This is a genomic window from Exiguobacterium sp. PHA03, from assembly GCF_041945985.1.
GTDB lineage: Bacteria > Bacillota > Bacilli > Exiguobacteriales > Exiguobacteriaceae > Exiguobacterium_A.
The window spans coordinates 218,062-244,056 of the sequence record NZ_JAUTYQ010000003.1 but is presented as its reverse complement, the minus strand read 5'-3'; the positions used below and the strand labels follow the sequence as shown (position 1 = coordinate 244,056).

At 46.6% G+C, this 25,995-nt stretch carries 29 protein-coding genes, 10 tRNA genes and 1 riboswitch; of the genes, 9 read left to right on the top strand and 30 right to left on the bottom strand.

Features of this window, described 5'->3' with window-relative positions:
- Nucleotides 1-75: 75 nt before the first annotated feature.
- The 19 genes from Q7C19_RS13810 to acpS form a co-directional block, all read right to left on the bottom strand.
- Nucleotides 76-152 (bottom strand) — tRNA-Ile (locus tag Q7C19_RS13810).
- 18 nt (nt 153-170) lie between these two features.
- A tRNA-Arg gene (locus tag Q7C19_RS13805) sits at nt 171-247 on the bottom strand.
- A gap of 4 nt (nt 248-251) precedes the next feature.
- Nucleotides 252-338, bottom strand: a tRNA-Leu gene (locus Q7C19_RS13800).
- A gap of 17 nt (nt 339-355) precedes the next feature.
- A tRNA-Lys gene (locus Q7C19_RS13795) sits at nt 356-431 on the bottom strand.
- Nucleotides 432-438: 7 nt separating this feature from the next.
- Nucleotides 439-510 (bottom strand) — tRNA-Gln (locus Q7C19_RS13790).
- Nucleotides 511-514: 4 nt separating this feature from the next.
- Nucleotides 515-590 (bottom strand) — tRNA-Asp (locus Q7C19_RS13785).
- 36 nt (nt 591-626) lie between these two features.
- Nucleotides 627-702 (bottom strand) — tRNA-Val (locus Q7C19_RS13780).
- 3 nt (nt 703-705) lie between these two features.
- A tRNA-Glu gene (locus Q7C19_RS13775) sits at nt 706-780 on the bottom strand.
- A gap of 49 nt (nt 781-829) precedes the next feature.
- A tRNA-Ser gene (locus tag Q7C19_RS13770) sits at nt 830-921 on the bottom strand.
- Nucleotides 922-928: 7 nt separating this feature from the next.
- Nucleotides 929-1,003, bottom strand: a tRNA-Asn gene (locus Q7C19_RS13765).
- A gap of 149 nt (nt 1,004-1,152) precedes the next feature.
- Nucleotides 1,153-1,593 carry a SprT family protein gene (locus Q7C19_RS13760; protein ID WP_290753372.1) on the bottom strand — a complete coding sequence of 147 codons (441 nt, stop codon included), beginning with the start codon at nt 1,591-1,593 and terminating at the stop codon, nt 1,153-1,155.
- Nucleotides 1,590-3,710 (bottom strand): Tex family protein, encoded by a 2,121-nt coding sequence (locus Q7C19_RS13755; RefSeq protein WP_290753374.1) that lies wholly within the window; start codon nt 3,708-3,710, stop codon nt 1,590-1,592. Before Q7C19_RS13755 ends, Q7C19_RS13760 begins: the two co-directional genes overlap by 4 nt.
- 63 nt (nt 3,711-3,773) lie before the next feature.
- The gene (gene sigB / locus Q7C19_RS13750; RefSeq protein WP_023469620.1) at nt 3,774-4,571 is read right to left on the bottom strand and encodes an RNA polymerase sigma factor SigB; all 798 of its coding nucleotides are present in this window, start codon (nt 4,569-4,571) and stop codon (nt 3,774-3,776) included.
- Entirely contained in the window at nt 4,537-5,019 is a 483-nt protein-coding gene (rsbW, locus tag Q7C19_RS13745; RefSeq protein WP_035412210.1) for an anti-sigma B factor RsbW, read from the bottom strand. Before rsbW ends, sigB begins: the two co-directional genes overlap by 35 nt.
- Nucleotides 5,016-5,342 carry an STAS domain-containing protein gene (locus tag Q7C19_RS13740; RefSeq protein WP_029342841.1) on the bottom strand — a complete coding sequence of 109 codons (327 nt, stop codon included), beginning with the start codon at nt 5,340-5,342 and terminating at the stop codon, nt 5,016-5,018. Before Q7C19_RS13740 ends, rsbW begins: the two co-directional genes overlap by 4 nt.
- Nucleotides 5,343-5,535: 193 nt before the next feature.
- Nucleotides 5,536-5,886 (bottom strand): type II toxin-antitoxin system PemK/MazF family toxin, encoded by a 351-nt coding sequence (locus tag Q7C19_RS13735; RefSeq protein WP_023469623.1) that lies wholly within the window; start codon nt 5,884-5,886, stop codon nt 5,536-5,538.
- A 3-nt stretch (nt 5,887-5,889) separates the two neighbouring features.
- A complete protein-coding gene (locus tag Q7C19_RS13730; protein ID WP_023469624.1) occupies nt 5,890-6,114 on the bottom strand; it encodes a hypothetical protein in 225 nt (74 codons plus the stop codon).
- A 139-nt stretch (nt 6,115-6,253) separates the two neighbouring features.
- Nucleotides 6,254-7,327 (bottom strand): alanine racemase, encoded by a 1,074-nt coding sequence (alr, locus tag Q7C19_RS13725; protein WP_214856621.1) that lies wholly within the window; start codon nt 7,325-7,327, stop codon nt 6,254-6,256.
- Between the two features lies 1 nt (nt 7,328).
- Nucleotides 7,329-7,685: a holo-ACP synthase gene (gene acpS / locus Q7C19_RS13720; RefSeq protein ID WP_056059916.1), complete on the bottom strand. Its 357-nt coding sequence runs from the start codon at nt 7,683-7,685 to the stop codon at nt 7,329-7,331.
- A 68-nt stretch (nt 7,686-7,753) separates the two neighbouring features.
- Between acpS and Q7C19_RS13715 the strand changes: the two genes are divergently transcribed.
- Nucleotides 7,754-8,494, top strand: a complete 741-nt coding sequence (locus Q7C19_RS13715; RefSeq protein ID WP_313636020.1) for a rhomboid family intramembrane serine protease — start codon at nt 7,754-7,756, stop codon at nt 8,492-8,494.
- Nucleotides 8,495-8,544: 50 nt separating this feature from the next.
- Here Q7C19_RS13715 and Q7C19_RS13710 read toward each other — a convergent pair whose 3' ends face one another.
- From Q7C19_RS13710 to Q7C19_RS13700, 3 genes are read right to left on the bottom strand one after another with little or no spacing between them, the layout of a single operon-like run.
- Nucleotides 8,545-8,808 (bottom strand): hypothetical protein, encoded by a 264-nt coding sequence (locus Q7C19_RS13710; RefSeq protein ID WP_035412200.1) that lies wholly within the window; start codon nt 8,806-8,808, stop codon nt 8,545-8,547.
- A gap of 19 nt (nt 8,809-8,827) precedes the next feature.
- Entirely contained in the window at nt 8,828-9,328 is a 501-nt protein-coding gene (locus Q7C19_RS13705; RefSeq protein WP_375092334.1) for a hypothetical protein, read from the bottom strand.
- The gene (locus tag Q7C19_RS13700) at nt 9,318-9,593 is read right to left on the bottom strand and encodes a 4a-hydroxytetrahydrobiopterin dehydratase (protein WP_035412195.1); all 276 of its coding nucleotides are present in this window, start codon (nt 9,591-9,593) and stop codon (nt 9,318-9,320) included. Before Q7C19_RS13700 ends, Q7C19_RS13705 begins: the two co-directional genes overlap by 11 nt.
- A gap of 162 nt (nt 9,594-9,755) precedes the next feature.
- On the opposite strand from Q7C19_RS13700, the gene Q7C19_RS13695 reads away from it, so the two are divergent.
- Both Q7C19_RS13695 and Q7C19_RS13690 read left to right on the top strand, forming a co-directional pair.
- Nucleotides 9,756-10,289, top strand: coding sequence for a cysteine hydrolase family protein (locus tag Q7C19_RS13695; protein ID WP_035412192.1), 534 nt, complete (start codon nt 9,756-9,758; stop codon nt 10,287-10,289).
- Between the two features lie 17 nt (nt 10,290-10,306).
- On the top strand, nt 10,307-11,758 hold the full coding sequence (locus Q7C19_RS13690) for a nicotinate phosphoribosyltransferase (RefSeq protein ID WP_035412190.1): 1,452 nt from the start codon (nt 10,307-10,309) through the stop codon (nt 11,756-11,758).
- 51 nt (nt 11,759-11,809) lie between these two features.
- Here the strand turns inward: Q7C19_RS13690 and Q7C19_RS13685 are convergent, their stop codons facing one another.
- Nucleotides 11,810-12,136, bottom strand: a complete 327-nt coding sequence (locus Q7C19_RS13685; RefSeq protein WP_029342848.1) for a hypothetical protein — start codon at nt 12,134-12,136, stop codon at nt 11,810-11,812.
- A gap of 141 nt (nt 12,137-12,277) precedes the next feature.
- On the opposite strand from Q7C19_RS13685, the gene Q7C19_RS13680 reads away from it, so the two are divergent.
- A complete protein-coding gene (locus Q7C19_RS13680) occupies nt 12,278-12,769 on the top strand; it encodes a YwpF family protein (RefSeq protein WP_035412187.1) in 492 nt (163 codons plus the stop codon).
- Here the strand turns inward: Q7C19_RS13680 and Q7C19_RS13675 are convergent.
- Nucleotides 12,766-13,356 carry a histidine phosphatase family protein gene (locus Q7C19_RS13675; protein ID WP_035412184.1) on the bottom strand — a complete coding sequence of 197 codons (591 nt, stop codon included), beginning with the start codon at nt 13,354-13,356 and terminating at the stop codon, nt 12,766-12,768. The two genes, Q7C19_RS13680 and Q7C19_RS13675, sit on opposite strands and share 4 nt — an antisense overlap.
- A 17-nt stretch (nt 13,357-13,373) precedes the next feature.
- A complete protein-coding gene (locus Q7C19_RS13670; protein ID WP_290753398.1) occupies nt 13,374-14,363 on the bottom strand; it encodes an alpha/beta hydrolase in 990 nt (329 codons plus the stop codon).
- 169 nt (nt 14,364-14,532) lie between these two features.
- Here Q7C19_RS13670 and Q7C19_RS13665 point away from each other — a divergent pair, with 169 nt between their 5' ends.
- Complete coding sequence (locus Q7C19_RS13665; protein ID WP_375092333.1) at nt 14,533-15,546, top strand: metal ABC transporter solute-binding protein, Zn/Mn family; 1,014 nt, start codon at nt 14,533-14,535, stop codon at nt 15,544-15,546.
- 69 nt (nt 15,547-15,615) lie between these two features.
- Nucleotides 15,616-15,720, top strand: a riboswitch (SAM riboswitch).
- A gap of 81 nt (nt 15,721-15,801) precedes the next feature.
- Entirely contained in the window at nt 15,802-17,112 is a 1,311-nt protein-coding gene (locus tag Q7C19_RS13660) for a Na+/H+ antiporter NhaC family protein (protein ID WP_290753404.1), read from the top strand.
- 39 nt (nt 17,113-17,151) lie between these two features.
- On the opposite strand, the gene Q7C19_RS13655 is transcribed toward Q7C19_RS13660, so the two are convergent.
- Entirely contained in the window at nt 17,152-17,355 is a 204-nt protein-coding gene (locus Q7C19_RS13655; RefSeq protein WP_375092332.1) for a hypothetical protein, read from the bottom strand.
- A 159-nt stretch (nt 17,356-17,514) separates the two neighbouring features.
- On the opposite strand from Q7C19_RS13655, the gene Q7C19_RS13650 reads away from it, so the two are divergent.
- Nucleotides 17,515-18,327: an aldo/keto reductase gene (locus tag Q7C19_RS13650; RefSeq protein WP_050678472.1), complete on the top strand. Its 813-nt coding sequence runs from the start codon at nt 17,515-17,517 to the stop codon at nt 18,325-18,327.
- Between the two features lie 122 nt (nt 18,328-18,449).
- Here Q7C19_RS13650 and Q7C19_RS13645 read toward each other — a convergent pair whose 3' ends face one another.
- The 3 genes from Q7C19_RS13645 to Q7C19_RS13635 form a co-directional block, all read right to left on the bottom strand.
- Nucleotides 18,450-18,911: a hypothetical protein gene (locus Q7C19_RS13645; RefSeq protein WP_290772496.1), complete on the bottom strand. Its 462-nt coding sequence runs from the start codon at nt 18,909-18,911 to the stop codon at nt 18,450-18,452.
- An 85-nt stretch (nt 18,912-18,996) separates the two neighbouring features.
- Entirely contained in the window at nt 18,997-20,442 is a 1,446-nt protein-coding gene (locus tag Q7C19_RS13640; protein WP_290772499.1) for an alanine/glycine:cation symporter family protein, read from the bottom strand.
- A 181-nt stretch (nt 20,443-20,623) separates the two neighbouring features.
- Entirely contained in the window at nt 20,624-23,077 is a 2,454-nt protein-coding gene (locus Q7C19_RS13635; protein WP_375092331.1) for a CoA-disulfide reductase, read from the bottom strand.
- Nucleotides 23,078-23,278: 201 nt separating this feature from the next.
- On the opposite strand from Q7C19_RS13635, the gene Q7C19_RS13630 reads away from it, so the two are divergent.
- Complete coding sequence (locus Q7C19_RS13630; RefSeq protein ID WP_023469644.1) at nt 23,279-23,806, top strand: type III secretion system chaperone family protein; 528 nt, start codon at nt 23,279-23,281, stop codon at nt 23,804-23,806.
- 151 nt (nt 23,807-23,957) lie between these two features.
- Nucleotides 23,958-25,133 carry a hypothetical protein gene (locus tag Q7C19_RS13625; protein WP_375092330.1) on the top strand — a complete coding sequence of 392 codons (1,176 nt, stop codon included), beginning with the start codon at nt 23,958-23,960 and terminating at the stop codon, nt 25,131-25,133.
- A gap of 193 nt (nt 25,134-25,326) precedes the next feature.
- Here the strand turns inward: Q7C19_RS13625 and Q7C19_RS13620 are convergent, their stop codons facing one another.
- Complete coding sequence (locus Q7C19_RS13620; RefSeq protein WP_375092329.1) at nt 25,327-25,893, bottom strand: GNAT family N-acetyltransferase; 567 nt, start codon at nt 25,891-25,893, stop codon at nt 25,327-25,329.
- Between the last annotated feature and the right edge of the window lie 102 nt (nt 25,894-25,995).

The window sequence follows — 25,995 nt, the reverse complement described above, 5'->3', positions numbered from 1 at the left end:
ATGTTTGTATTCCGTAGAATACGATTTTTGCCTCATCGTTCAGTTTTCAAAGTTCGTCATTGTTTGTTTTGAAAATGGTGGGCCTAAGTGGACTCGAACCACCGACCTCACGCTTATCAGGCGTGCGCTCTAACCAGCTGAGCTATAGGCCCGTCAAAGCAAACAAAATATGGTGCACCCTGAGAGATTCGAACTCCCGACCCCTTGATTCGTAGTCAAGTACTCTATCCAGCTGAGCTAAGGGTGCAATATGGTGCGGTCGAGAGGACTTGAACCTCCACGATGTTGCCACCACTAGGCCCTCAACCTAGCGCGTCTACCGATTCCGCCACGACCGCAAATATGAAATTAAAAATGGTGTGTCATGCAGGATTCGAACCTGCGACCCTCTGATTAAAAGTCAGATGCTCTACCAACTGAGCTAATGACACATATAAACTGGGCTGGAAGGGATCGAACCTTCGCGTGCTGGAATCAAAATCCAGTGCCTTACCACTTGGCTACAGCCCAAAAATGGCGGTCCTGACGGGATTCGAACCCGCGATCTCCTGCGTGACAGGCAGGCATGTTAACCGCTACACCACAGGACCGCAACTTGAAGTTGTAAACAACTCTTTAAAAAGAAATGGTGGAGGATGACGGGATCGAACCGCCGACCCCCTGCTTGTAAGGCAGGTGCTCTCCCAGCTGAGCTAATCCTCCATATGGTGACCCGTACGGGATTCGAACCCGTGTTACCGCCGTGAAAGGGCGGTGTCTTAACCGCTTGACCAACGGGCCATTTTGTAATTAATAATTATTCTCAAGAAACATTTTCACATAAGAGGTCTGGCGGAGATGGAGGGATTCGAACCCTCGCACCAGTTTCCCGGCCTACACCCTTAGCAGGGGCGCCCCTTATAGCCACTTGGGTACATCTCCAAAAGAATGGCTCCGCAAGTAGGATTTGAACCTACGACCTACCGGTTAACAGCCGGTTGCTCTACCACTGAGCTATTGCGGAACGTTACGTTCTGTTCGGAACACTTTTATATAGTAGCAACTTTTTTTCTTTCCGTCAATGCTTTTTTAAAAAAGTTTTTAGCGACGATAAGTTGTTTAGTTGCTGTCGTTTTGACGACTTCTATAATTTATCATGCTCCGAAATGAACGTCAACTACTTTTGTAAAAAATCTTTCCGCGACAACGACCACATCGATACTTTTCCGTATTCATGCGTCTTTTCCTTCTATATAATGTACTGCATTTCTCACATTCATAAAGATAGGATTTTTTTTCGTCTTCTTGTCTTCTCGGACTGTATCGAAGCCCACCGTAGCGCTCTAACCATTCTTTAAAGTCTTGATCTTGATGGCGGTGTCCCATTCCTGCTAGATGTAAATGATAGTGACACAGTTCATGAATCACAATTCCGCGGAAGACTTTCATGTCATCGATGTATCGTTTATTGAAGTCTAAGTGATGATCGCCTAAGAAGTAGCGACCACCTGTCGTCTTTAGGCGTGGGTTAAAATAAGCTTCATGTCGAAACGATAAGGAAAATACGTCGAGCGAAAGTTGCTCGACGTATCGTTGTAATTGTTCATTCGTCATTTCGGCGGAACCAGCGTCAAACCAATGCGTCCTCGCTCCGGTTCAACATTCGTCACCCATACCGTCACGATATCCCCGACAGCGACAACATCAAGTGGATGTTTGACACGCTTACGACTGAGCTTCGAAATATGGATCAATCCATTCTCTTTCACCCCGATATCAACGAACGCACCAAAATCAAGAACATTACGGATCGTCCCTTGGAATTCCATCCCGACTTGAATCATATCCATCGATAGAACATCTTGGCGAAGTAACGGTTTATCGAGTGCTTCTCGCGGGTCACGTCCCGGACGTTGTAACGCCTCGATGATGTCACGTAACGTTGGCTCTCCGATCTCGAGCGTCTGTGCCATCTCCGGTAATGCCAATGTGGACAATTGTTCCCGGAGTGCATCCGTTCCGACTTGATCGAGCGTTAAACCTAGTGTCTTGAATAACCTTTCGACTGTTTTGTACTGTTCCGGATGGATTGGCGTCCGGTCGAGCGGATGCGTTCCATCTAAGATCCGGAGGAATCCAGCTGCCTGTTCATAAGCTTTTGCACCAAGACGAGGGACTTTCAATAATTCCTGACGCGTCTTGAACGTTCCAAGTTCCGAGCGACGTTCGACGATTTTTTTCGCCGTCGCTTTCGTGATTCCTGCGACGTAACTCAAAAGCGGTTCTGACGCTGTATTGACATCAACTCCGACCTGGTTGACGACCGTTTCGACGACAAAATCAAGCGTCTCCTTCAATTTCGTTTGCGAGACATCATGTTGATATTGACCGACACCAACCGATTGCGGATCGACTTTGACGAGTTCTGCCAGTGGATCCTGCAAGCGACGTGCGATCGAAATTGCGGATCGTTGTTCGACTTGAAGCTCCGGAAACTCCGTTCGGGCAATCTCTGAAGCGGAATAAATACTTGCCCCTGCCTCGTCGACGATCGTAAAGGCAATATCTTTCTGCCCCTTCATCCAATCCGCAACGAATGCTTCTGTTTCCCGCGAAGCCGTCCCATTGCCAATCGCAATCAATTCAATACCATACGTGTCGACGAGCTTTGAAAGGGTTTGGCGCGCTTCTTTCGCTTTTTGCTCTGACATCGTCACGTAGATGACACCAACTTCCTTCATCTCACCCGTCGGATCGATGACCGCCCACTTACACCCCGTCCGATAAGCCGGATCAAGACCAAGCATGACTTTCCCTTTCATCGGTGGCTGCATGTAGAGTTGACGGAGGTTCTTACCGAAGACATCAATCGCCTGAAGTTCTGCTTTCTCAGTCAGTTCGTTCCGAATTTCTCGTTCGATAGCAGGAAAAACGGATTTTTTATACCCCGTTGTGATTGCCGCTTCGACGATGTCACGTTTCTTTGGCGCCAGTTGTGCATATGAACGAAGTAACGTTGGTAAAACCTGCTGTTCCTCTAATACGACCTTCACCGAGACGATTTTCAACGACTCAGCACGGTTGATCGCAAGAATCCGGTGCGGAACAATCTGTTGAATCCGTTCGTTGTAAGCATAGTACTGTGCAAAGACACCTTTTTCATCGACTGCGTCCTTTTTCTGTTTCGTGACGATTTCTGCTGAACGACGTATTTGCTTGCGTATGAACTCACGCACCGTCGCTTGTTCGCCCCACTCCTCAGCGATGATTGATTGAGCTCCAGCAAGTGCTTCTTCTGAATCGAGTGTACCGCTCAAACGCTGAAATGTCGCTTCATCATAGGCAGACTTGTCGCGTAACCAGTCAGCAAGTGGCGCAAGCCCTGCTTCCCGTGCAATTTCCGCCTTCGTCCGACGTTTTGGTCGAAACGGTAAGTAAATATCTTCGACTTGTTGTAAGGTCGTCGCTTCTTCAAGCGTTCGACGGAGTTCCGGCGTTAGTACACCTTGTTCCTCGATTTTTTCAAGGACGTCACTTCGTCTACTTTCAAGTTGTGTTAATTGTTTATGTCGATCGAGGATCGCTTTAATCGCGACCTCATCGAGTTCTCCAGTCTGTTCTTTCCGGTAGCGGGCGATGAACGGAATCGTACCGCCTTCTTCCGTCAATTGTAAGACTGCCTTCACTTGAGCAGGACGTACATTCAATTCACTTGCGATTCTCTTTTCCATCTGCTTCACCTCTCATTCATTATACCGAAGAATGCATGGAAAAGAAAAAAGACTGACACGAGGTCAGTCTTTTGAGAATACTTCATTTGGTTCAACTTTAATCGCTTCACGTAACTTCTGCAAAGCACGTCGTTGGAGACGGGACACATGCATTTGTGAAATGCCGAGTAGTTCTCCCGTTTCTTTTTGACTCATATTGCGATAATAGGCACATTCGAGGATAGAACGCTCGCGGTCCGTCAAGACAGCAAATGCCTTTTCAAGAATCAGACGCTGATCGACAGAGTCATAGCCATTCTCTTGATTACCAACGAGGTCGAGCAAGGTAACGGTACTACCTTCCTGATCTGCCTCAATCGAGCTATCGACGGAGAGAGCTTGATAACTCTTACCCATCTCGAGTGTTTCAAGGACTTCCTCTTCTGATACTTCAAGGCGAGCAGCAATCTCATCGATGCGCGGAGAGCGTTGTAGCTCCGTCGTCAATTCCTCGACTGCCTTTTTAATTTTCGGACCGAGTTCCTTAATGCGACGTGGAACGTGGACGCTCCATGTCTTATCGCGGATGAAACGTTTGATTTCTCCGATGATCGTCGGAACAGCAAACGATTCAAAACTGCGACCAAACTCCTTATCGAATCGACGAAGCGCCGCGAGTAACCCAATCATACCGACCTGAACGAGATCATCATGAATCGGTCGACCACGCGAAAACTTTCGGGCCAAAGCTTCTACCAAGTCTGAATAACGCTCGAGTAATGCCGCATGCACTTCCTCATCTTGGTCGTCCTGCTGATACAAATCAATCAGTCGAAGTACTTCATCATCACTGTGATGGCGTTGTTGAGACTTTGCTGGCACTTTGACCCACCTCATCTCTATTCATATATTTTGTCATATGGACAGTGACGCCGTTCGCTTTCTCGATCGTTACTTGATCCATCAATGCTTCGATCATCAAGATACCAAGTCCTCCTTCATGCAAGGAATCGAGATCGTGTGCGTCCGTAATCGGCTCACTTTGGCGTTTGACCTCATCTTTATCGAACGTAATGCCGTTATCTTTAACGATGATCTCAAGACGATCATCTGGATAGACGTTGCAAGTCAAGGCGATGCTGCCATCTTCTTTTCCTTCGTACGCATGTTGAACAGCGTTCGCACATGCTTCTGAGACAGCGATTTTGATATCTTCGATGTCATCGTACGTATACCCCATTCGGTTCGCGACGCCTGAAACCGTCAAACGAGCGATGGCTACATATTCCGGTTTGGCCGGTAATGTCATGTTCAGTTGTTCGTTCTTCATTGCGTTCCACCTCGTACACCACTATCAATTGTAATGATGCTTGAAAGACCTGTGATCTCGAATAGACGACGGATACGTTCAGAGACGCCAACGAGCGTGAACGACGTACCGTTCTTTTTCGCTGCTTTGAGCGCACCGACGAACACACCGAGACCTGTTGAATCCATATAATGAACTTCATCCAAGTGCACGATGACATCATTCGTTTCGACTGCCGGGACTAATTCTTGGCGAAGCTTTGGTGCCGTATACGTATCAATCTCACCTGCGATATAAAGATGCGTCTGACCGTCTAGCTGCTCTGTTTTAATTGTTAAATCCATCTTCAAGTTCCTCCTCAAGGAAAATCTGTCTATGTGGTCTTGCTATTCATCCTACCTCTTCCCTTTATAAAAAGGTCACTTGGGTATGTTTCCCCGTAAAGAAAATTTTGAAACCCATTTTTAAAAAAAGAGGTCAAAAAAAGTCGTATACGCTAGTATCGACTCTTCTTGTGTTGCGCTTCTATGTAAGTGCCTAAAAATCAACCAAGCCTAAGCTGATTGCGACGGCACTATTTACTTTCATCATCGTGTCCGGATCTAGATGTGTGACTTTATCCGTTAGACGGCGTTTATCAATTGTACGGATTTGCTCAAGTAAGATGACCGAATCACGTTCTAATCCGTGTCGCTCTCGATATACTTCCACATGGGTCGGTAGTTTGGCTTTGTCGATCTGTGCCGTGATCGCAGCCACGATGACTGTCGGGCTGAATCGGTTACCAATATCATTTTGTAGAACAAGCACGGGACGAACTCCCCCTTGTTCCGATCCGACCACAGGTGACAAATTTGCATAAAACACGTCGCCACGTTTGACTATCAAAGCTTACACCCCGCTTACTTGACGTAGGAGTGAGAACTCCGCCTCCGTTTCAATCTGGAACATTTCGCCTACGATCGATAAATTGATTGCTGCCATTTCTTCGTAACCACGCTTCAATTCCTCACGTAGCTGACGCTTGCGTTCTTCGGTCGTATGATTCGACTTCATCCCAATCGTCTCCTTCGCTACATTTCGCTCAACAAACTGCATTTCCCGTTGTTGGACCAAGATAATGGCACCTCCAGATTCACTGAAACCTTAACGAACGACTCACTTTCTACTTCAATATATCAGTCGAATTCAGAAAATACAATCAAAATTCAAACAAATAACATATTTTTGCCATCTTATTGATGTCTTATGCGAATCACTGACGCGGAACACGTTTCGAGAATTGACAGAGAACTTCATAGTTGATCGTCCCGAGCCAATGGGCCGCTTCCTCGATTGGTGCCCCTTCTCCAATCAAGATGACTTCCGTTCCAATCGGATATTCTCGCGGTAAACGAATCATCAAGCGATCCATACAGACACGACCGACGATTTCGCACGGTAGACCGTCTACAATCAGAGAATAGCCCTGAAACTTGCGTGACCAACCATCTGCATAACCAATCGGAACGGTACCGATCCATTCATCTGTCGGTGCCGTATAAGTCGCTCCGTAACTGATCGTCTGACCCGGTTCGACTTGTTTGACCTGCATCAGACGACTTTTCAGTGAAAACGCTGGTTTTAAAAATTCATAATGTCCTGCCATCTCATCCGACGGCATCGCCCCATATAACGCGATACCGACCCGAACGACGTTAAACGGCGCTTGTCCCGCTAAGCGAATCGCTGCCGCTGAATTAGCACAATGTACGTATCGAATGTCCGGTACTAGCGCGACATAGGATAAAAATGTCTCGAGCTGACGTTCGAACAATCGACTGTTCAGCTCGTCAGCGGTTGCGAAATGCGTATAGATGCCTTCGAGTTCGACAAGATCATCATTACACTCAACCAAAATATGCTTCAACTCATCGACATGCTGCAGTCCGAGTCGCCCCATCCCGGTATCGACCTTGATATGCAAACGGAGATGATCGATTTCCGTCAGATGCCGTTTCGCTTCTTGGAGCCAATCGGCTGAAAAGACAGGAACGGCGACATCGTAATTCGAAGCGACTGGCGCATGCTCCGGCAGTAAAGCTTCAAGCATCAGGATCGGCGCTTGGATACCCGCTTCTCGCAACTCAATCGCTTCTTCAAGGAGCGCAACAGCGAGTAAGTCAGCTCCATTTTCAAGGGCAATCTCAGCGACTGTCACTGCACCGTGACCATAGCCGTCTGCCTTGACGACTGCCATCACCTGTTGCTCGCCCATTCGTGTTTTAATTTCGCGTATATTGTGTGCGATCGCTTCCCGATCGATTTCAATCCAAGTTGGTCGATACATCCTAATCCCTCTTCTCTAATAAGACTTGCGCAGACGCGTAGTGCTCTGAATGTGTAATCGAGACATGGATGACGCCATTGAATGGTCCGCTCATGATCGGTCGTCCGGTCTCATCGTTTAAAACTTCGACGTCCTGCCAGGAAACTTCTTTTCCGACACCGGTTCCAAATGCTTTAACGAACGCTTCCTTTGCGGCGAAGCGACCTGCCAGGTACTCAATTTGCCGGTGTCCTGAAAGCGATTGAAATCGTTCTTGCTCTGCCTGCGTCAAAATTCTTCCTGCAAAACGTGGCTGTCGCTCGAGCGTTTGCTCGATTCGATTTAGTTCGACTAAATCGATCCCAATTCCATAAATCATCCGAGACGCCTCCACAGTTCTATTCTTCGCCATCTTCATATAGAATGAAGATGAAGCGAGGTGTTGTCATGTTTAGTCGAACGGAAAACCTACAAACGTTCACACGTTCTTATCCGGTCGTTTCGTTGTTCATTTTAATCCAAGTCGCCCTGTTTGTCATCGAACAGTTAGGTGGACTCCTTAATCTGACGTTCTCTCCCTTAAGTGCAGGCGCAGCAATCAATCTCTTAATCGGACAAGGTGAATGGTGGCGTGTCGTCACGGCCACGTTCTTGCATTATGATTTTTGGCACATTGCGTTCAATACGTTTGCCCTTGTCATCTTTGCTCCACCACTCGAGCGGATGATTGGTCATGGTCGATTTGCTGCCTTTTATTTGCTCGTCGGTACGCTCGCGAACGTTTTGACGTACTTCACGAAAATCAATGAACCATTCTATGGACAAGCTGGAGCATCTGGCGCCATTCTTGGTCTGCTTGGTTTTTATGTCTACTTGAGTCGCTTCAAACGGACGGTCATCATGGCAGACGATACACGGCTTGTGTATATCTTCACTGCAGTCACGGCAGTCTTTACGTTACTTGGATCGAACGTCGCTGTCTTCGGTCACTTGTACGGTTTCGTCCTCGGATTCCTTTTCGGATTCGTCTTCGGCAACCGCGCCGTGCCATTCACACGTCCGTTCCAAACGGGTCGTCGGACAAGTGGTGGTCCTGTCTTCGTAAGCGGTTCTGGGCAGTTGGGTCGTATCTTCTTCTATGTCATCATCGCCTTTGCTGTACTCGGATTATTCTTCCGTTACCTGTAAACCAGCATACAAAAAAAGGACTACGCTACATGCGTAAGTCCTTTTTTTGATTATTTGCGTAGAACTTCTGCCAAGTCCTTCACATCATCAATCAAGTTATGGATCGTCTCCTGATTATCCGTATAAAGTGCTTTTAATTCCTCAAAGCGTCCTTTTGGATCTTGTTTGACAGCAGACAATTGTGTTCCTGCGCCACTGAATGTTCGTTTCACTGCCGTGAACTGCGCTTGACGCGTATCTTTATGCAGTAGTGATAAAGTAGCGCCGACAAGTGCGCCACCAAGTGTTGCTACGACAAAATAGTTCTTCTTCATCTGTTAGTCCCCCTGCATCTCACTCATTTGTTGGTGGTACGATTTGATACCGTTTCATGACGGGAGAAGGCGCGAACGACTTCCCTGCCTCTTCAGCATACTGGTCTACCGTGAGACGTTCAACTGATTTTGCATAACGAGCCCCGTCGCTTGTCTCATGGAACTGAATCAATAAGACGAGATCCGTCCCCTTCTCGACACGTCCAATTCGAAAAGCCTGGAAGCCACCATATTCTGCTCCAATGACTTTTGGATTCGACATCACTTGATGTACGAATAAATCTCCTCTATTTTGATCTGCCGGAATCGACCAGTAGAAGAGACTGCCTTCATCCGAAAAATTTCCACGTGATTCGAGCAACGTGTAGGTATTGCCACTTTGAAAAGGTGATTTCGAGTCCGTCTCTATCCAGAGGATAGCGTCACCGCTTCCGCTAGCAACACGAATGTGAGCGTCCCGAGAACGAATTTGTTCAACAAACGAACCGCTACCGAATGTGATCGAAAGTTTAGATGGCATCACAGGCCTCCGCAAGTTGAAAGTCTTTTTCCGTCAATCCATTTTCATCATGAGTCGTCGCCGCAAGTGTGACGTTTTTATAGTCAATCACGATCCGTGGATGATGATTCAAGTTTTCGGCGATACTCCCGACTTCCTGTACGAAATCCAGTGCAGCAGGAAACGATGGAAGTGTATACGTTCGGACGATTTCATCATCGACGATACTCCAATCCTGCAATCGTTCAAGACGCTCTTCCACTTCATACTCATTCAACCTAGCCATCCCTTTCTCCTCCTCTACTATCATTTTCGTCCTATACTTTATACCCCATTCTATTACTTCTCTATACCTGTTTGTATCCGATTTCTTCCTTTCGCCTTCTATGTGAGATAGAGTACAATGTGAAAGAGAACACTAATTCAAAACCGAAAGGGGCTCACGCACATGCGCGCTCTGATTGTCATTGATTACACGATCGACTTCGTTGCTGACGAAGGGAAGCTGACTTGTGGAAAACCAGGACAGGCGATTGAAGACCGGATCGCTACATTGATGGAGGAATTTTCAACAGAGGACTACGTCGTCATTGCCAACGATATTCATGAGGAAGGTGATACGTTCCATCCGGAAACTGTCCTTTTCCCGCCGCATAATATTCGCGGAACACATGGACGTGATTTGTTTGGGAAAGTCGCAGCCATGGCACGTGTCGCTGATCACATCATTGATAAGACGCGTTACAGTGCGTTCGCCGGGACGGACCTTGATTTACGCTTGCGTGAACGTGGTATCCGCGAAGTCCACCTCGTTGGCGTCTGTACGGACATCTGTGTCCTTCATACAGCTGTTGATGCCTACAATCTCGGATATCATATCGTCGTCCATGCCGATGCGGTCGCAAGCTTTAACGCGACGGGTCACGACTGGGCGCTTACACACTTTAAACAATCGATCGGCGCAGAAGTCGTCGGCGAATAAGAAGGGATTTGTCCGTTATGTTACAACGTAATCTTGCACTCCATACCGATCTATACTTACCACGGTGGATGTATATCTACTGGAAAGAAGGACGTCACAATGAACGTGCCGTCTTCGATGTCTACTACCGTTCGAATCCGTTTGCAGGAGGGTATGTCGTCTTTGCGGGTCTTGAGAACATCATCGAGTACATTCAAACACTCCGTTTCACGGAAGAAGACATCACGTACTTGCAAGAGATGATCGGCTTCCCAGATGAATTCAAGGATGAACTGCGTCAATTCAAGTTCAACGGTTCGATTTCCAGTGTCAAAGAAGGTGAGATCGTCTTCCCGAACGAACCATTGATTCGGATCGAGGCACGAATTTTTGAAGCGAAACTCTTACAGACCGCGATTTTGAACATCGCGAACCATGAATCACTCATCGCGACGAAGTACGCACGCATTCGTCAATCGGCACCCCGTGCGAAGTTTCTTGAAGCCGGTGCCCGACGTGCGCAAGGCATCGATGCTGCTTACTTCGGAACGCGTGCTTCGTACCTCGCTGGTTTTGACGTCACAAGTCTTGCTTCAGCAGGACGCGATTTCGGAATCCCATGTGGCGGAACGATGGAACATGCCGACATTCAATTCCATGATGATGAACTAACAGCATTCCGGACATTTGCTTCTCACTATCCGGATCAATCGACGTTACTCGTCGATACGTATGACACACTCAAGAGTGGTCTGCCGAATGCCATTACGGTCGCAAAGGAACTCCAAGCCAAAGGACATAAACTGCGCGGAATCCGGATCGATTCTGGTGACTTATCTTATTTGTCAAAACGTGCTCGTAACATGCTTGACGAAGCCGGCTTCCCAGAAGTCGACATCGTCTTGTCAGGGGATCTTGATGAGTACGTCATCCAAGATTTGCGCATCCAAGGCGCCCAAGCGAATACGTTCCTCGTCGGAACACGTGGTATTACAGCTTACGAGCAACCCGCTCTCGGAATGGTATACAAACTGGTCGCACGTGAAGTAGACGGCGAACTCACGCCTGTCATCAAAGTGTCCTCGTCAAAAGCCAAGACGACGACACCACACATCAAGGAAGTCTATCGCATCATCGATCCGGTGACGGATAAGTTTAAAGGGGATTACGTGACGTTGATGGATGAGGATCCATCGACACTTGAAGCCGTCGATCTCATTGACGTCCGGGACCCATCGTTCCGTAACCGTGTGGAGCAGTTCAAGGTCGAACGCTTGCTTGAACCGATCTTCAAAGATGGAGAGCTAATCTATACAGTTCCAACGATCGAAGAGATCCGTCACTTCCATGAAACGCAGATTGGTCGTCTTTGGGAGGAGTACAAACGTCTCCGTTTGCCAGAGATTTATGCCGTCACATTCAGTGACCGTCTCTGGAAACTCAAACTCGACATGATTCGGGAGACACGACTCGCGAGTGGTTTAAAATAAGACGCACAAACAAGCGCCATTCTTCCTCCCTCAGGATGAACGGCGCTTTTCTCATGTTAATCCTGCTTCGTTTCCGACAGGTGTCATTTCTGTTGGCGCTTGTTCCATCTTCTTACGAAAGTACCACGCGAAACCAAGCGCACCTCCGATAAAGACGATATACGTTATGCGTTGACCGAATTCTGCTAAGGAATCCGCGTAAAAAATACTGATTAAATGATCACTTCCACTAATGAGTAGCAAACAGGCAATCAGGAGCGCAATGCGATATGCAAGCGTCGGGCGGTCTGTCGGTTCAGCATGCCAATACATGATGATATGGTGGGCAAGTAAGACAATACCCAGGATTCCTAATATTCCAATGAGTACTTGCGGCATAATGAACGATCCTCCTGTTAGTAATATCTAGTCTTATTTAAACATAGTTCATACGAATTTCGTCAGGAAAAGTTTCCCGTCCCACATTCCTCACGGTATACTGTAGAAAAATCGTAAGCGATCAAGGGAGGGCATTTTTTCATGAAAACCTTTAAATTATGCACATTGCGCATTTTAATGGACGAGTCAGGACGTGATACGACGATTCCCGTCGCCATTCAAGACGGACTAACGGTCAGTACCGAACAAACGGCACAATGGGTCGCAGAAATCGTCGTTCCTTCGAGCGATCAGCCGATCGTCGATGAATTGTTCACAAAACATTTACGTGCTTTGATTGAAATCACGATCTCACGACCCGATAATGACCCTGCCGCGATGATCGTCACGCCTCTTGAACGGACTGCCTTAAGCGAACACGTCTCCTATGTCTTCACTGGTAAGATGGTCATGATGAAGAATGATTTATCCGAATCGATCTTACGTGAAGTCGTCGAGGATGGATTCGCTGGTGAGGAACTCGTCCAAGAATACAAGGATCGTCGTTCAAAACGCGGTGCACATATCACGAGTATCGCTAAAGAAACATTTAAACAGTATCTAGCAGAACATCCAGAAACACCGATTTCTTAAGGTTTTTCGACTTCGTCCGTGATGTGATCCGCTACATTGATTCGATCAATCGTATAGTGGTCCGTATATTGGATATAATTCGCACATGCATTTTTCAAAGGTGTCCGGTAACTGAATGTCTCATCAATCGACGATAAGGCTGCTTTGATCGTATGCGAGTGACAGACGATTAAGATTCGTTTCCCCTCATACGTTCGTGTCACTTCCTGTAATGCTTCGAATACGCGATCCTGAATCGCTTGTTCCGTTTCAAGACCCGGAACACGTTTCGTATCGTTCGCTTGAACAGCTTCATAAATCGACGCAACCGGTTCACCGGAAGCAGCACCAAATTCACGCTCAACGAGTCGGTCATCGGTCGCTGTGATCGTCAATCCGACCGCACGTCCGATGATTTCTGCTGTCTCAACAGCGCGAGACAACGGGCTTGCTAGCAAGACATCCCACTTTTCATTGGCTAGATAAGCGGCGCTGAGTTCCGCTTGTCTTTTTCCTGTTGCATTCAACGGGATATCTTCTCTTCCTTGGATTCGTTCATTTAAGTTCCAATCCGTCTGACCATGTCGCACTAAACAAATTTCAGTCATGTCTCTGTCTCCTTCATTCAAGAAATATGACTGATTGTATCATGTTTTTCATCGGGAAGTTGTCGCGGTGGCAATAACAACACCTGACAAGTGAAGCGTTCAATTCGTTCGAGCAGTCGTTCAATTTTCAATGGATTTTCTGTCTGTGCAAAACTAGCAAGTGAGTGGGTACCGTTCGGAAAAGAAAACAAACGGACATCAGCTCCGACATCGGCTCCTTTTTCAACGAAGTGAAGAGCTTGGGAAAACGGAACGATTGGATCTTTTTTGCCATGCAGGAGCATGATCGGTGGGGCGTCTGACGAGAGATGCGTCACAGGTGAAACGTGAGTCATGAGCTTGCGCCATTCTTCCCGTCCACCTTTATAAAACTTAATGTGAGCGATCCAGGTCTGAATGAAAGTAAACAATAAAAAATTCGTCGGTGGATATAAGGCAATGACACCACTGATCAATGGCATGTGTCGTTCATCGCGCTCACCAACGAAAGCAGATGGGGCAAGTGCCGTCGTCAGCATGAGTGCAGCTCCGGCTGAGTCTCCCCATACCATCATCCGTCCTCTTAAAATGCGAAGATCTTCTGCTTCTTTGTTCAAAAAGCATAAGGCATCCCGTACATCTTCGAGATTATCCGGAAAATAACTGCCTTCTTCAAACAGACGATAATCGATACTACAAACAGCAACCCCAAGTTCAAGCAGGCGATCAACGATCGGGCTAAAACAGAACAGATCCTCGCGCTCTCCACGAACGAATGCGCCACCGTGCGCGTAGATCGCGACTGGAAACGGTCCTTCCCCCGGCGGATAATAGAGATCGAGTTGTAAGGTACGGTCTCCCACTTGTTTGTAAGTGAGTGTCCGCGGTGCGAGTTGTTTTTCTGTGATTGGCAAGGCGGGTTCAGTCCACCGAAGTAATGCACCGTAATTGTTCCAGATACTTGCTCCCGCAGCTGCCGTCGTTAGTAGTGCAGCTCCCCCCATTAGCCATGCAGTTTCACGTTTCACTTGATCACCTCCAAAATACGTATCAATTCCTTCATTTTATTATCCTTTTACCCCGTTTTAAAAGAAGTCGAACGTCTCGGTATTCGTACTTGACGCTTCTCAAACGTTCCGCTATAGTGAAAAAGTCCAAATCGGAATAATTACGTTTTAATAACGGAGGTAACATATAATGAAAAAAATCATTCCTGCTTTAACGGTCGCATTCGCGAGCGCAAGTATCCTCGCAGCTTGTGGATCAAACACCGATTCATCGACTTCAGATGATAAAAAGACGGAAATCTATACATCGACGTTCGCAACAGCTGCCATTGCCCGTGAAATCGGTGGTAATCAAGTCAACGTGAAGATGATCGTCCCACCTGGAGCAGATCCGCACTCCTATGAACCGACGTCAAAGCAACTCACTGAGATTGCCAAAGGTGACCTTTTCCTTTTGACAGGTACGACACTTGAACCCTATTCAAAAAAAATCCAAGAGAGTCTAAAAGGCACGGACGTCCGGTTCGTCGAGACGAGTAAGGATGTCACTTTGCTGGAATCGGATGCTACGCTTCACGCACATGAAGAAGAGGGACATACAGAAGATGAGCATGCGCACGAAGAAGCAGGGCACGATGATCACGCAACTGATGAACATGCGCACGAAGAGGAAGAACACGATCATGGAAAATACGATCCACACGTCTGGCTTGATCCTGTCAACGCCAAAGCAATGGCACGTTCTATCACAGTCGCCTTATCAAAAGAAGTACCAAAAGACAAAGCAACATTCGAAAAAAACTTGAAAGCGTTCGATCAGCAGGCTGACGCACTCGATAAAGAGTTCAAGCAAGCCGTCGCTGACGGATCAAAAAAAGAACTTCTCGTTACACATGCAGCTTACGGTTACCTCGCCGAACGATATGGTTTCACGCAGCTTCCAATCGCCGGAATTTCCCCTTCCGATGAACCCTCACAAAAGCAACTGGCTGCTTTAGTGAAAGAAGCGCGGATGCATGATTTGAAATACGTCGCGTTCGAAGAAACGGTTTCACCAAAGGTTGCGCGTGTCATCCAAAAAGAAATCGGAGCTAAATCCGTGACGATCCATAACCTCGAGTCGGTGACGAAATCGCAGCAAAACAGCTCGTATTTTAAGTTGATGGAAGAAAACGTCCAGACGTTAGAACAGGCACTTCAGTAAAGTACAGTTGACACGCGTTACTCAATGCGGTACGGTAAGAAACGTGTTTTACAACAATTGAATGACTTCTTTTTATCGCGAGAAACGGAGGGACTGGCCCAATGATGTTTCGGCAGCGGACGATTTGATTCGTACTGTGCCAAATCCAGCAAGCGAAAGCTTGAGAGATAAGAAGAGCGTCTTTATTTCATAAAGACCTCCTTCTTTCTTGCGAAGGGGTCTTTTTTTGTATCTTTGAGAAACGAGGTATCAACAATGAAAGAAACGATTACGCCTAACAAATGGGCACTTCTTCCGCTCGTCGTGTTCCTGGTCCTCTTCATCGGAGCCGGTATCTTCTATGACGATTTTTACAAATTTCCGATTCTGATCGCCGCTTTGATCGCGTTGATCTTTGCTGCAATCATGACGAAAGGATCGATCAATCAAACGGTCGAACGTATCGCAACCGGTGCCGGAAATCCTGATATCATGATCATGGTCTTCATTTTCTTATTAGCCGGTGCGTTCTCTGGAACAGCGGAAGCGATCGGCGCAATCGAAGCAACTGTCAATGCTGCTTTGACGTTCTTACCTCCTTCACTCCTGATGAGTGGGATATTTGTTATCGCAGCATTCATCTCGATGGCAATGGGTACCTCGACAGGAACGATTGCCGCACTTGCTCCAATCGCCTTCGGTATTCATGAAGCAACAGGTATCAACGTTGCGATCGCAGCAGCGTCAGTCGTTGGTGGTTCGATGTTCGGTGATAACTTGTCGTTCATCTCGGATACGACAATCGCTGCCGTTCGGACACAAAAAACGAACATGCGCGATAAATTCCGGACGAACTTCATGATCGTTCTCCCGGCTGCCGTCTTAACGGTCATCTTACTCGCGTTCGTTTCTGGTTCTGGCGATGCGGCAGCAGCTAAAGCATTCGAGTTCTACAAATTAATTCCGTATCTCGCCGTCATCGTCCTTGCACTATTTGGTGTCAATGTCATTCTTGTTCTCGTCGGTGGCACATTGCTCACTGGAATCATCGGTATGATCGACGGTAGCTTTGGCTTAAGTGGGTTCGTCCTTTCGATGTCTGAAGGAATGATGGGCATGGCAGAGATTTCAATCTTGACACTCCTCATGGGTGGTCTCGTCAGTTTGATCACGTTCAATGGCGGAATCGCCTACTTGAAAGAGACGTTGACGCGCAAGATTTCACAGCGTCGCGGTGCTGAATTCAGTATGGCAGCACTCGTCAGTGCGACGAACCTCGCAACGGCGAACAATACGATCTCGATTCTCGTCGCTGGACCACTCGCGGCTGAAATCGCTGATACGTATGAAATCGACCGCAAGAAATCAGCGAGTATTCTTGATATCTTCTCTTGCGGTATTCAAGGCATCATTCCGTATGGGGCACAACTGCTGATCGCAGCAGAGTTGACGAAGACAGCTTCACCAGAACTGATTCCGTATCTGTTCTATCCGTTCCTGCTCTTCGTCTGTGGATCGATTGCCATCATCTTTGGTTTCCCACGTCCGAAAAAATCAGTTGCTCAACAGGAAAAAATCTCTTCTTAACCAACGACAGGTCCGATCATGGTGATCGGACCTGTTTCATTATTTTTTCTGCTTCGCTTGTCGTTCTAAAATCAAATACGCGATTGCTGGAAGTGGAAACTGAAGGAGTCCCGCGCCTCCCCATACCCACGGGTTACGTCCTGATTTTCGTGCACTGAAAAATAGGCTAACTGCTTGCATGACCAACAAGGCACTAATACTAAGCCAAGCTCCCTTTGATAGCTTTTTATTCTTTTGAGCCATCCTTTCTCCCCCTCTTTCTGACATACGGTCAGATGTGATGAATTCTCTTTTATTTTAACCCATTCTATTCCTCCATGAGCATGGAAACGGACGGTTTCGTTCGTTCGTGCTAAACTAAACGAGCAAATCTAAACTACGTTTTATGAGGAGGAGTAACACATGCAATACGCAAAACTTTCAAACGGTATTACGATTCCCCAAATCGGATTCGGTGTCTGGCAAGTAGACGAAGAAACAGAAGCACCCGCTGCTGTTGCTGAAGCACTACGTGTCGGCTATCGTCATATCGATACAGCTGCTGTCTATAAAAACGAGCGCGGTGTCGCAAAAGGAATCAAAGAAAGCGGCGTGAAACGTGAGGATCTCTTCTTAACGTCGAAAGTCTGGAACGATGATATTCGTGCCGGTCGGACGAAGGAAGCATTCGCAGAATCGCTCGAACGTCTCGAAACAGACTACCTTGACCTCTACCTGATCCACTGGCCAGTCGAAGGCTATATCGAAGCGTGGAAAGCAATGGTTGAACTTTATGAAGCAGGCAAGATCAAAGCGATCGGTGTCTCGAACTTCAAGGAACATCACCTCGATACATTGGCAGAAGAGGGCTTGATGGCACCAATGATCAACCAAGTCGAATTGCATCCACAATTGCCGCAACACGAACTGCACGAATACTTGCAAGATCACAACATCCAAGTCGAAGCATGGAGTCCACTCATGCAAGGGAAATTCCTCGAAATCAACGATTTCAAGGAAATCGCAGAGAAGCATGGTAAGACACCTTCACAAGTCGTCTTGCGCTGGCACCTCGACAACGGTATCGTTGCTCTTCCAAAATCCGTCACACCAGAACGCATTGCAGAAAACTTCGACGTCTTTGATTTCCAACTCGATGCCGATGATCTTGAGAAAATTGATCGTCTAGCAACGGATGTCCGCCTCGGACCGGATCCAGACGAAATCGATTTTTAATCTAAAAGTTATTGTAAAAAGAGTGATTTCCATGTGAAGTCATCTTGATTTAGATGAACGACAAGAGACCCGTTTCCAGTCGACGACTTGGAAGCAGGTCTCTTTTTTATAGATGGTACTAGTCATACGTAATAAATCAAAATCGTATCTTCCGCTTCTTCTGCCTTTTGAAAATAGGCACGCAGATCGGCGAACTGCTCCCAGACATATTCGAATTCGCCCGGTATTCCAGCTTCATCATGAATCGAAGCGAGTGCCCGTTGATCGAAGTTTCGCATCACTTCAGCGGAAATGATCAAAAGCGGTAAAGGAAGAATACCGACGATTGCCGCTTTTTCCTCATTGACGATCAACTCTTCACCAATGATCGCTCGCCCTAGATTATAGTGCGTTTCCTGATCAATATAGATATCGATTTGATTCATCAAATGGTAGATGGCATTCGTTTGTTCGAGGGCAAACAATTGTTCATGGTCGGGTTGTGTCTCATGAATGAATAATATCCAGTCCATGATGATGTGGGGATCGTTTCCGAACGACTCCCAGACCGCATCCGTGACGCGAACGAAATGTACGTTTTCCATTCTCCCCCTCCCTTCTGTACTCTGTATTCCCTTTTTAAATTCGTTCTATACAAAAAAAGAGTCAGATTTCTCTGACTCCCTTTTCTTAGATCGCTTTTTCGTCTTCTTCTGACCCATGCCATGCTTCAAGCGTATGTTTTCCTGGCAAGTTCGGAATTGAATCCGCATAGAAACGCGGCTCTTTTCCTGCTTTTCGTTGTGTCACGTAATCATCGAGCGCAAGCTTCGCGATTTTTGCGAGGCGGAAAATCGCATATAGATTAACGATTGCCATCAGTCCCATACAGATGTCCGCTAAAGCCCAAACGAGACTAGCCGACTCGACAAGTGAACCGAAGACGATCATGATGAGGACGAGTGCACGGTATGCCATCATGACTTGTTTATTGTCACGGATGAACGTGATGTTCGATTCACCGTAATAGTAGTTTCCAACGACAGAACTAAAGGCAAAGAGGAAGATGGCAAGTGCCATGAATCCTGTCGCAAGTGATCCAACTTGCGACGCAAGTGCCCCTTGCGCTAAATCAATACCGGCTAAGGCATCTCCATTCGCATCTTTTGTCGGAACACCACTGACGAGAACAATCATCGCTGTCGCCGAACAGACCATCAACGTATCAACGAAGACCGCGAATGATTGAATCAAGCCTTGTTTGACCGGGTGGGAGACTTCAGCCGTTGCTGCTGCGTTCGGTGCCGAACCCATACCGGCCTCGTTCGAGAACAAACCGCGACGAATACCATTTAAAACGGCCGCTCCGATTGCTCCCCCTGCTAGTGTCTTAAATTCGAATAATCCTTCTTGGAAAATCAATTTAAAGACGTTCGGTAATACTTCAAGATTCGTCACCATGATATACAGGGCGATCAGGATATAACCACCTGCCATGATTGGAACCATGAAAGAAGCGACTGTCGCAATACTACGAACACCACCAAAAATGATCAGTGCCGTCAAGACGACCAATCCGACCGTAATCCACATCTTATCCACACCATATTGACTTTGCAGTGACAAGGAAATCGTATTCGATTGGACAGAGTTGAAGACAAAACCAAATGAGATCGTGATCAGAACACTAAAGACGATTCCTAACCACCGTTGTCCAAGCGCTTTTTCCATGTAATAGGCTGGACCACCACGCCATTCTTTTCCGTCACGTACCTTATAAATCTGAGCAAGTGTACTTTCAACGAATGCTGATGCCGATCCAATTAAGGCAATCAACCACATCCAAAAAACTGCTCCTGGACCACCTAGTGCAATTGCAGCCGCTACACCCGCGATGTTTCCGGTACCAACACGCGCTGCCGTACTGATTGCGAATGCTTGAAATGGAGAGACACCGTCTTTTCCATCATCTGTTCCTTGGAACAATAAGCGAACCATCTCCGGAATCATCCGGAATTGAACGAACCGCATTCGAAGTGTAAAGTAAATACCTAACACGACTAACAGTGTGATCAATACATTTGTCCATAACAAATCACTGACTCTATTCACTAACTTCATTAATTCCTTTTCCATCAAAACTCCTCACTTTCATCCATCTTTTCTCTCTATTTGTATGTAAGTTTTTTTCACATGTGATTTATCATACGCAATTTTTTTTGAAAAATCAAACTCACTTATAACTCAGAACATAAAAAACGTGTTAAACCTCACATCAGATGTCAGGTTTAACACGTTCACATAGTTAATTCTTTTATTAGATGAACAGATTCAGGTTAGCACCATCTGTTGCGCCGAGATAACTCGCGACACCACCGTAATCAATGCCGTCGAGGAGTTCTTCTTTCTTAATGCCCATGATATCCATCGACATCGTGCAGGCAATCATGCGGACACCCGCCGCTTGCGCTTTTGCCATCATCGTCTCGAGCGCATCGACTTGTTTATCCTTCATGACTTTTTTCATCATTTTTTGACCAGCACCTGCCATATTCATGTTCGAGAGTGGCAGTTCCCCGGCGTGTTTCGGCATCATCATCCCCATCATCCGCTCAATACCGGCTTTCTCGACGGCAGGAGCATCTGGTTTTCGAATGATGTTCAAGCCCCAGAACGTAAAGAACATCGTCACTTGCTTCCCCATTGCTTGTGCACCTTGTGCGATGACAAAGGACGCAAGTGCTTTATCAAGATCACCACTAAAGACGACCATCGTCGCATCATCTGCCGGATTGACTTGAACCGGTGTTGCAGCAAGTGTCTCCCCTTGCCCTTTTTCAAGCAAGACCTCAACGACCCCTTGATTCATCTCCGCTGAATGGACCGTGTGTCCTAGTTTTTTCGCCCATGCTTGAACGTCCGGTAAGAATCCCGGATCCGACGCTTTGACAAAAATTTGCTCGCCATCCGTCATCTGATCGATTTTTGTTTTTAACTCTAAAATTGGACCCGGGCACTGTAAGCCGCACGTATCGAGCAACATCACTTGTGCCGGTGCAGTCTTCGTTTTTGGTTCACGTTTCGTTAACGTTACAGCTGTCTCCTCCTCCGCTTGGTTTCGTGCCTTTTGATCTCGATGCACGACCGACCATGTTTTGTAGCCGCCGCTTAAGTTTTTGACATCATAACCGTGTTGTTGCAACAATTGACTCGCGACATATCCACGTAATCCGACTTGGCATGTTACATAGATCGTTTGATCTTTCGGCAGATCATCTAACTTCTCACGTAAAGTCGGTAACGAAATGTTGACCGATCCCGGAATCGCACCTAACTCGTTTTCCGATGGTTCACGGACATCGAGTAACAAACCACCGTTTGCGACGATTGCATCGATTTCGTGCCAATGAACGTTCGTACTGTCACCTAAGACGATATTTGACGCGATATATCCTGCCATGTTAACCGGATCTTTTGCTGAACTATACGGTGGTGCATATGATAGTTCAAGATCTGGTAAATCAAGCACTGTCAAGCCGCCTTTAATCGCTGTCGCGAGGACATCGATTCGTTTCTCGACACCTGTCATACCGATTGCCTGTGCACCATAAATCGTTCCTTCAATTGGATCAAATAACAGCTTCATCGAAATGGGACTTGCACCTGGATAGTAACCCGCATGGGATCCCGGATGGAGGTGAATCGCTTCATAACGCATACCGAGTTGACGCAATCGTTTTTCGTTGTTACCGGTAGAAGCGACTGTCAAATCGAAGACTTTCGCTACTGCTGTACCGAGCGTTCCACTGTACCGGACATCGCGCCCGGCAATGATGTCGGCGACGAGGCGCCCTTGACGGTTCGCCGGCCATGCGAGCGGCACATGTGTCGCTTCCTTCGTGATAAAATCCTTAACTTCGATCGCGTCACCAATCGCAAAGATCGACGGATCGGATGTCCGCAGTTGATTGTCGACTTGAATCGTCTGTTTGATTCCAAGCGTTAAACCAGCATCTGCTGCGAGCGTGCTCTCCGGTGCGACACCGATTGATAAGATGTTCATCTCTGTCTCAATCACGCGTCCACTTGTCAAGACGACACGACGACCTGCTTCTTCAAAACGAGCGACGCCATCTTCTAGAATCAGCTCGACGCCTTTTGCCCGAAGATGTTCATGAACGATCGCTGCCATTTCCGGGTCGATCGGAGCCATGACTTGGTTTGCCATTTCAACGAGGGTGACGTGTGCCCCACGTTCGACAAGATTTTCTGCCATCTCGAGACCGATGAATCCTCCACCGATGACGACTGCCCGTTCCGGACGTGTCGTATCGACGTATTCTCGCATCCGGTCCGTATCCGGAATGTTCCGTAACGTAAAGACATTTGTTGCATCACTCAGTCCTTTAATGTTCGGACGAATTGGTTTTGCACCTGGAGAAAGAATTAGATGATCGTACGATTCATCGTATTCTTCACCTGTGTCAACGTTACGGATCGTGACAGTCTTCGCTTCACGGTTGATCCGAATCGCTTCCGACAAGTTACGGACGTCTAAATTAAATCGTGCATGCATCCCCTCTGGCGTTTGGACAAGTAATTTATTGCGATCTTTAATGACATCTCCAATATAGTAAGGCAGTCCGCAGTTCGCGAACGAGATCTCTTTTCCGCGCTCGAGCAAAATGATTTCTGCCGTTTCGTCAATCCGGCGTAGTCGTGCCGCTGCCGTTGCGCCACCTGCGACGCCACCTACGATGATCGTTTTCATCTAAATGATTCCTCCTTGAAGTACTATCTGCCACTCAATATACCCTGTTAGGTATGTATTTTCAAGTCAGTTGCTTGCGGCTTCACAGATATGACATATCCCATTCGTTTTGTATTTTCTTCCTATCTGAACGGACATTAGTTGCATTTCCTTCTGAAATGCTTGAAACTAAATCTATAGTATATAAAGGGGGATTTTGCAATGGACCAGGAACGTAACTCGAACGAATCAAACGAGAACAATAAAGTGACACCGATTCACCAAGATCGTCAACCCGAAACAAACGAACAAGGAATCGCGCCACAACAGCAACAACACTTAGAAGCTTTCCAAGCTTTCCTCGTTGAAAAAGGCATTCCAATGGAAGCACGTGAGAATGAGACACACGTCTTCTTCATGACACAAGAAAAAACACCTGCAGGAGCAGAACCGATGATGATGATCGTCTTCAGTAAGACGACGACAGATGTCGAATTGTTCGCTCGTACGGTGACACACGTACCAGATGGTGTCGAGGATCTTCCGATTCTTAATGCCATTAACGATTTCAACCAAGAGTTCAAATACTTCCGCGTCGTTCTCGATAGCGACCGTGATGTCACGATCGCATCGACAATTGATCTGGATCACGGCTTCAATCCAGCAGCGATCTTCGGACATTCTGTCATGATGTTCCAAGCATCGGACGAAGTCTATACGTATTTGACAAAACTGTATGAACAGTTCTGATTTTTGATTTTGGACGGCTTTGGATTCTTATTCCAAAGCCGTTTTTTATTTAAAGTTCAATTAAAAATATGAATTATTCTCCTTACGTTCAGATTTCTGAAAACAACTACATGATAGAAACTTCTTATCACTTTTGTAGGAGGTCACGATTATGAAAAAGCGCATAAAACTAGCTTCGATCTTTATGTTAGCTGGCATCTTAGCTGCCTGCGGTTCGAACGAAACCGATACGACTGTACCGAAAAAAGAGCAGTCGACAGAAACGAAATCAGCGGATGCTGGAATCGCTGCAACGACATTGATAGATGAATTGACGATCTACAGCTCGATCAAAGCAGAACTCGACAAAGCGAAAGACGGACAAGCAATGGATTGGAAGATGGTCAAGACGAGTTATGAAGCAAAACTAAAAGGTGGTGTCAAAACGGTAGCACCAGAAATCGACCAAGTCATTCAATCCGCTTTAATAGATGTTGAAGCGAAGAATCTCGATCAGAACATCGCACGTCAACTCGTCGATAAAGGTCTACAATCCTATTTCTATCAATTACAAAAGGCAACTCAAGCAAAAGCTGAAGAAGCACTCGTTGCGGGTAAACCGGAAGCTGCAACAGAAGCACTCAAAGATGTCGAAGCAATGGCAAAGACCGTTTTCATCCCGACAGCGAAAAAGTGCGACGTAAGCTACGATTTCAAAAATGAAGACGCGATTGCTCAAGCAATTACTTCTGGTCTATCTGCTCAGCAAGAAGCCATTGATACTAAAAAAATCGGTGACTTCAATGTCGCGAAACAAGTAACGGATAAATCGATTTATCGTTCGTTCTACTTGGCTGCACTCGATTATGCTCAAAAAATCGAGGATGGTGTCAAAAGCGGGACGGACGAAAAAGAATTACAGGTAGGGCAAGCAGAAGGATATGCTTCCCTCCTTGCAGTTGAAAAATCTTTAGCGGATGGCGAGGAAGAGGCTGTCAAAATACTAAAAGAACGTTATGACTTCTCGAAGACAAAGCCAGCTGACGTTTCTTACAAAGAAATCGAAGGATTATTCGCACAAGCGTTGACGGAAAAAGTCGACGAATCTTATGAAGAAACACAAGAAGCAATCGAGAAGAAAGACATCGATACAGCACGGGCAAAAGCAATGGAAGCTAACCTGTTCATCGTTGCGATGAAACCCACGCTTGAAAACCGTCTCGGTAAAGAAAAAGTAGCGCAAATCACTAAAGATGCGAACGAATGGTTCGCGCTCGTTGAAAAAGGTGACGTCAAAGCCAAAATGATAGGTGAACGGATTACGGACGCACTCAAACCATTTAACTAAGCAAAAATGTTATGAAAACGGAGTGCTAAGGTGAACCTCTTCATGTCTACACCAAGCTTCCGCTTTACGAGTGATGCCCGATACGAATCAGAAGACGCGCAAGCGATTTGTATCAACTAACGATGCCATGATGGCATGACTATAAAAACCATGTCGATTCCCGAATGACACTGTGGAGATCGACATGGTTTTTTCATTGCTGTATATCGTAACGACGTTCCATATAATCAAAGGTACCGCCACTAATTTCAATCGTCCGGACCGGTTTAAAGCCAAGACGGCGATACAGTCGTTGCGCTCCAACGTTCGTTTGATCAGCGTTTAACGTAAACGCTTGTAGTCCCTGTTTCTCGCCTACTTCCGCTGCTTCCTGCAACAGTTCCGTACCAATTCCTTTTCCACCATGACGCGCATCCACTGATAAGGTATCCAGGTAATAGACCGGTCCTTCCGTCTCGACGTCGATCTGGACGTCTTGACCTGTCCACTGTTTCAATTGTTCTTTAATTGGTTCGTCGAGTTGTTTCGCCTCTGTTCCGGCATAAGCGATCACGATGCCCGCTACTTCGTCCTTGATGATTTTCACGAGGATGTTCTCATGACTGAGCCGGTTTCCGGTTTGGGAAACGAAATAAACGAGCCTTTCTAGAACCTCTTCTTTTTCTGTCGTTCCCGTCAATGTCTCAGCAATCTCATGAATCGCTTGCTCAATCAACGGGGCAATCTGTTGTGCTTCAGAAGCATGTGCTTGTCGAATCATCTAATCGTTCTCCTTTGAACTTATTTTCTAATTAATGAACCTGAAAAATCGGACTCGACGATGTCGAATCCGATACATGATTTTTTTAGATCTTCATCCATT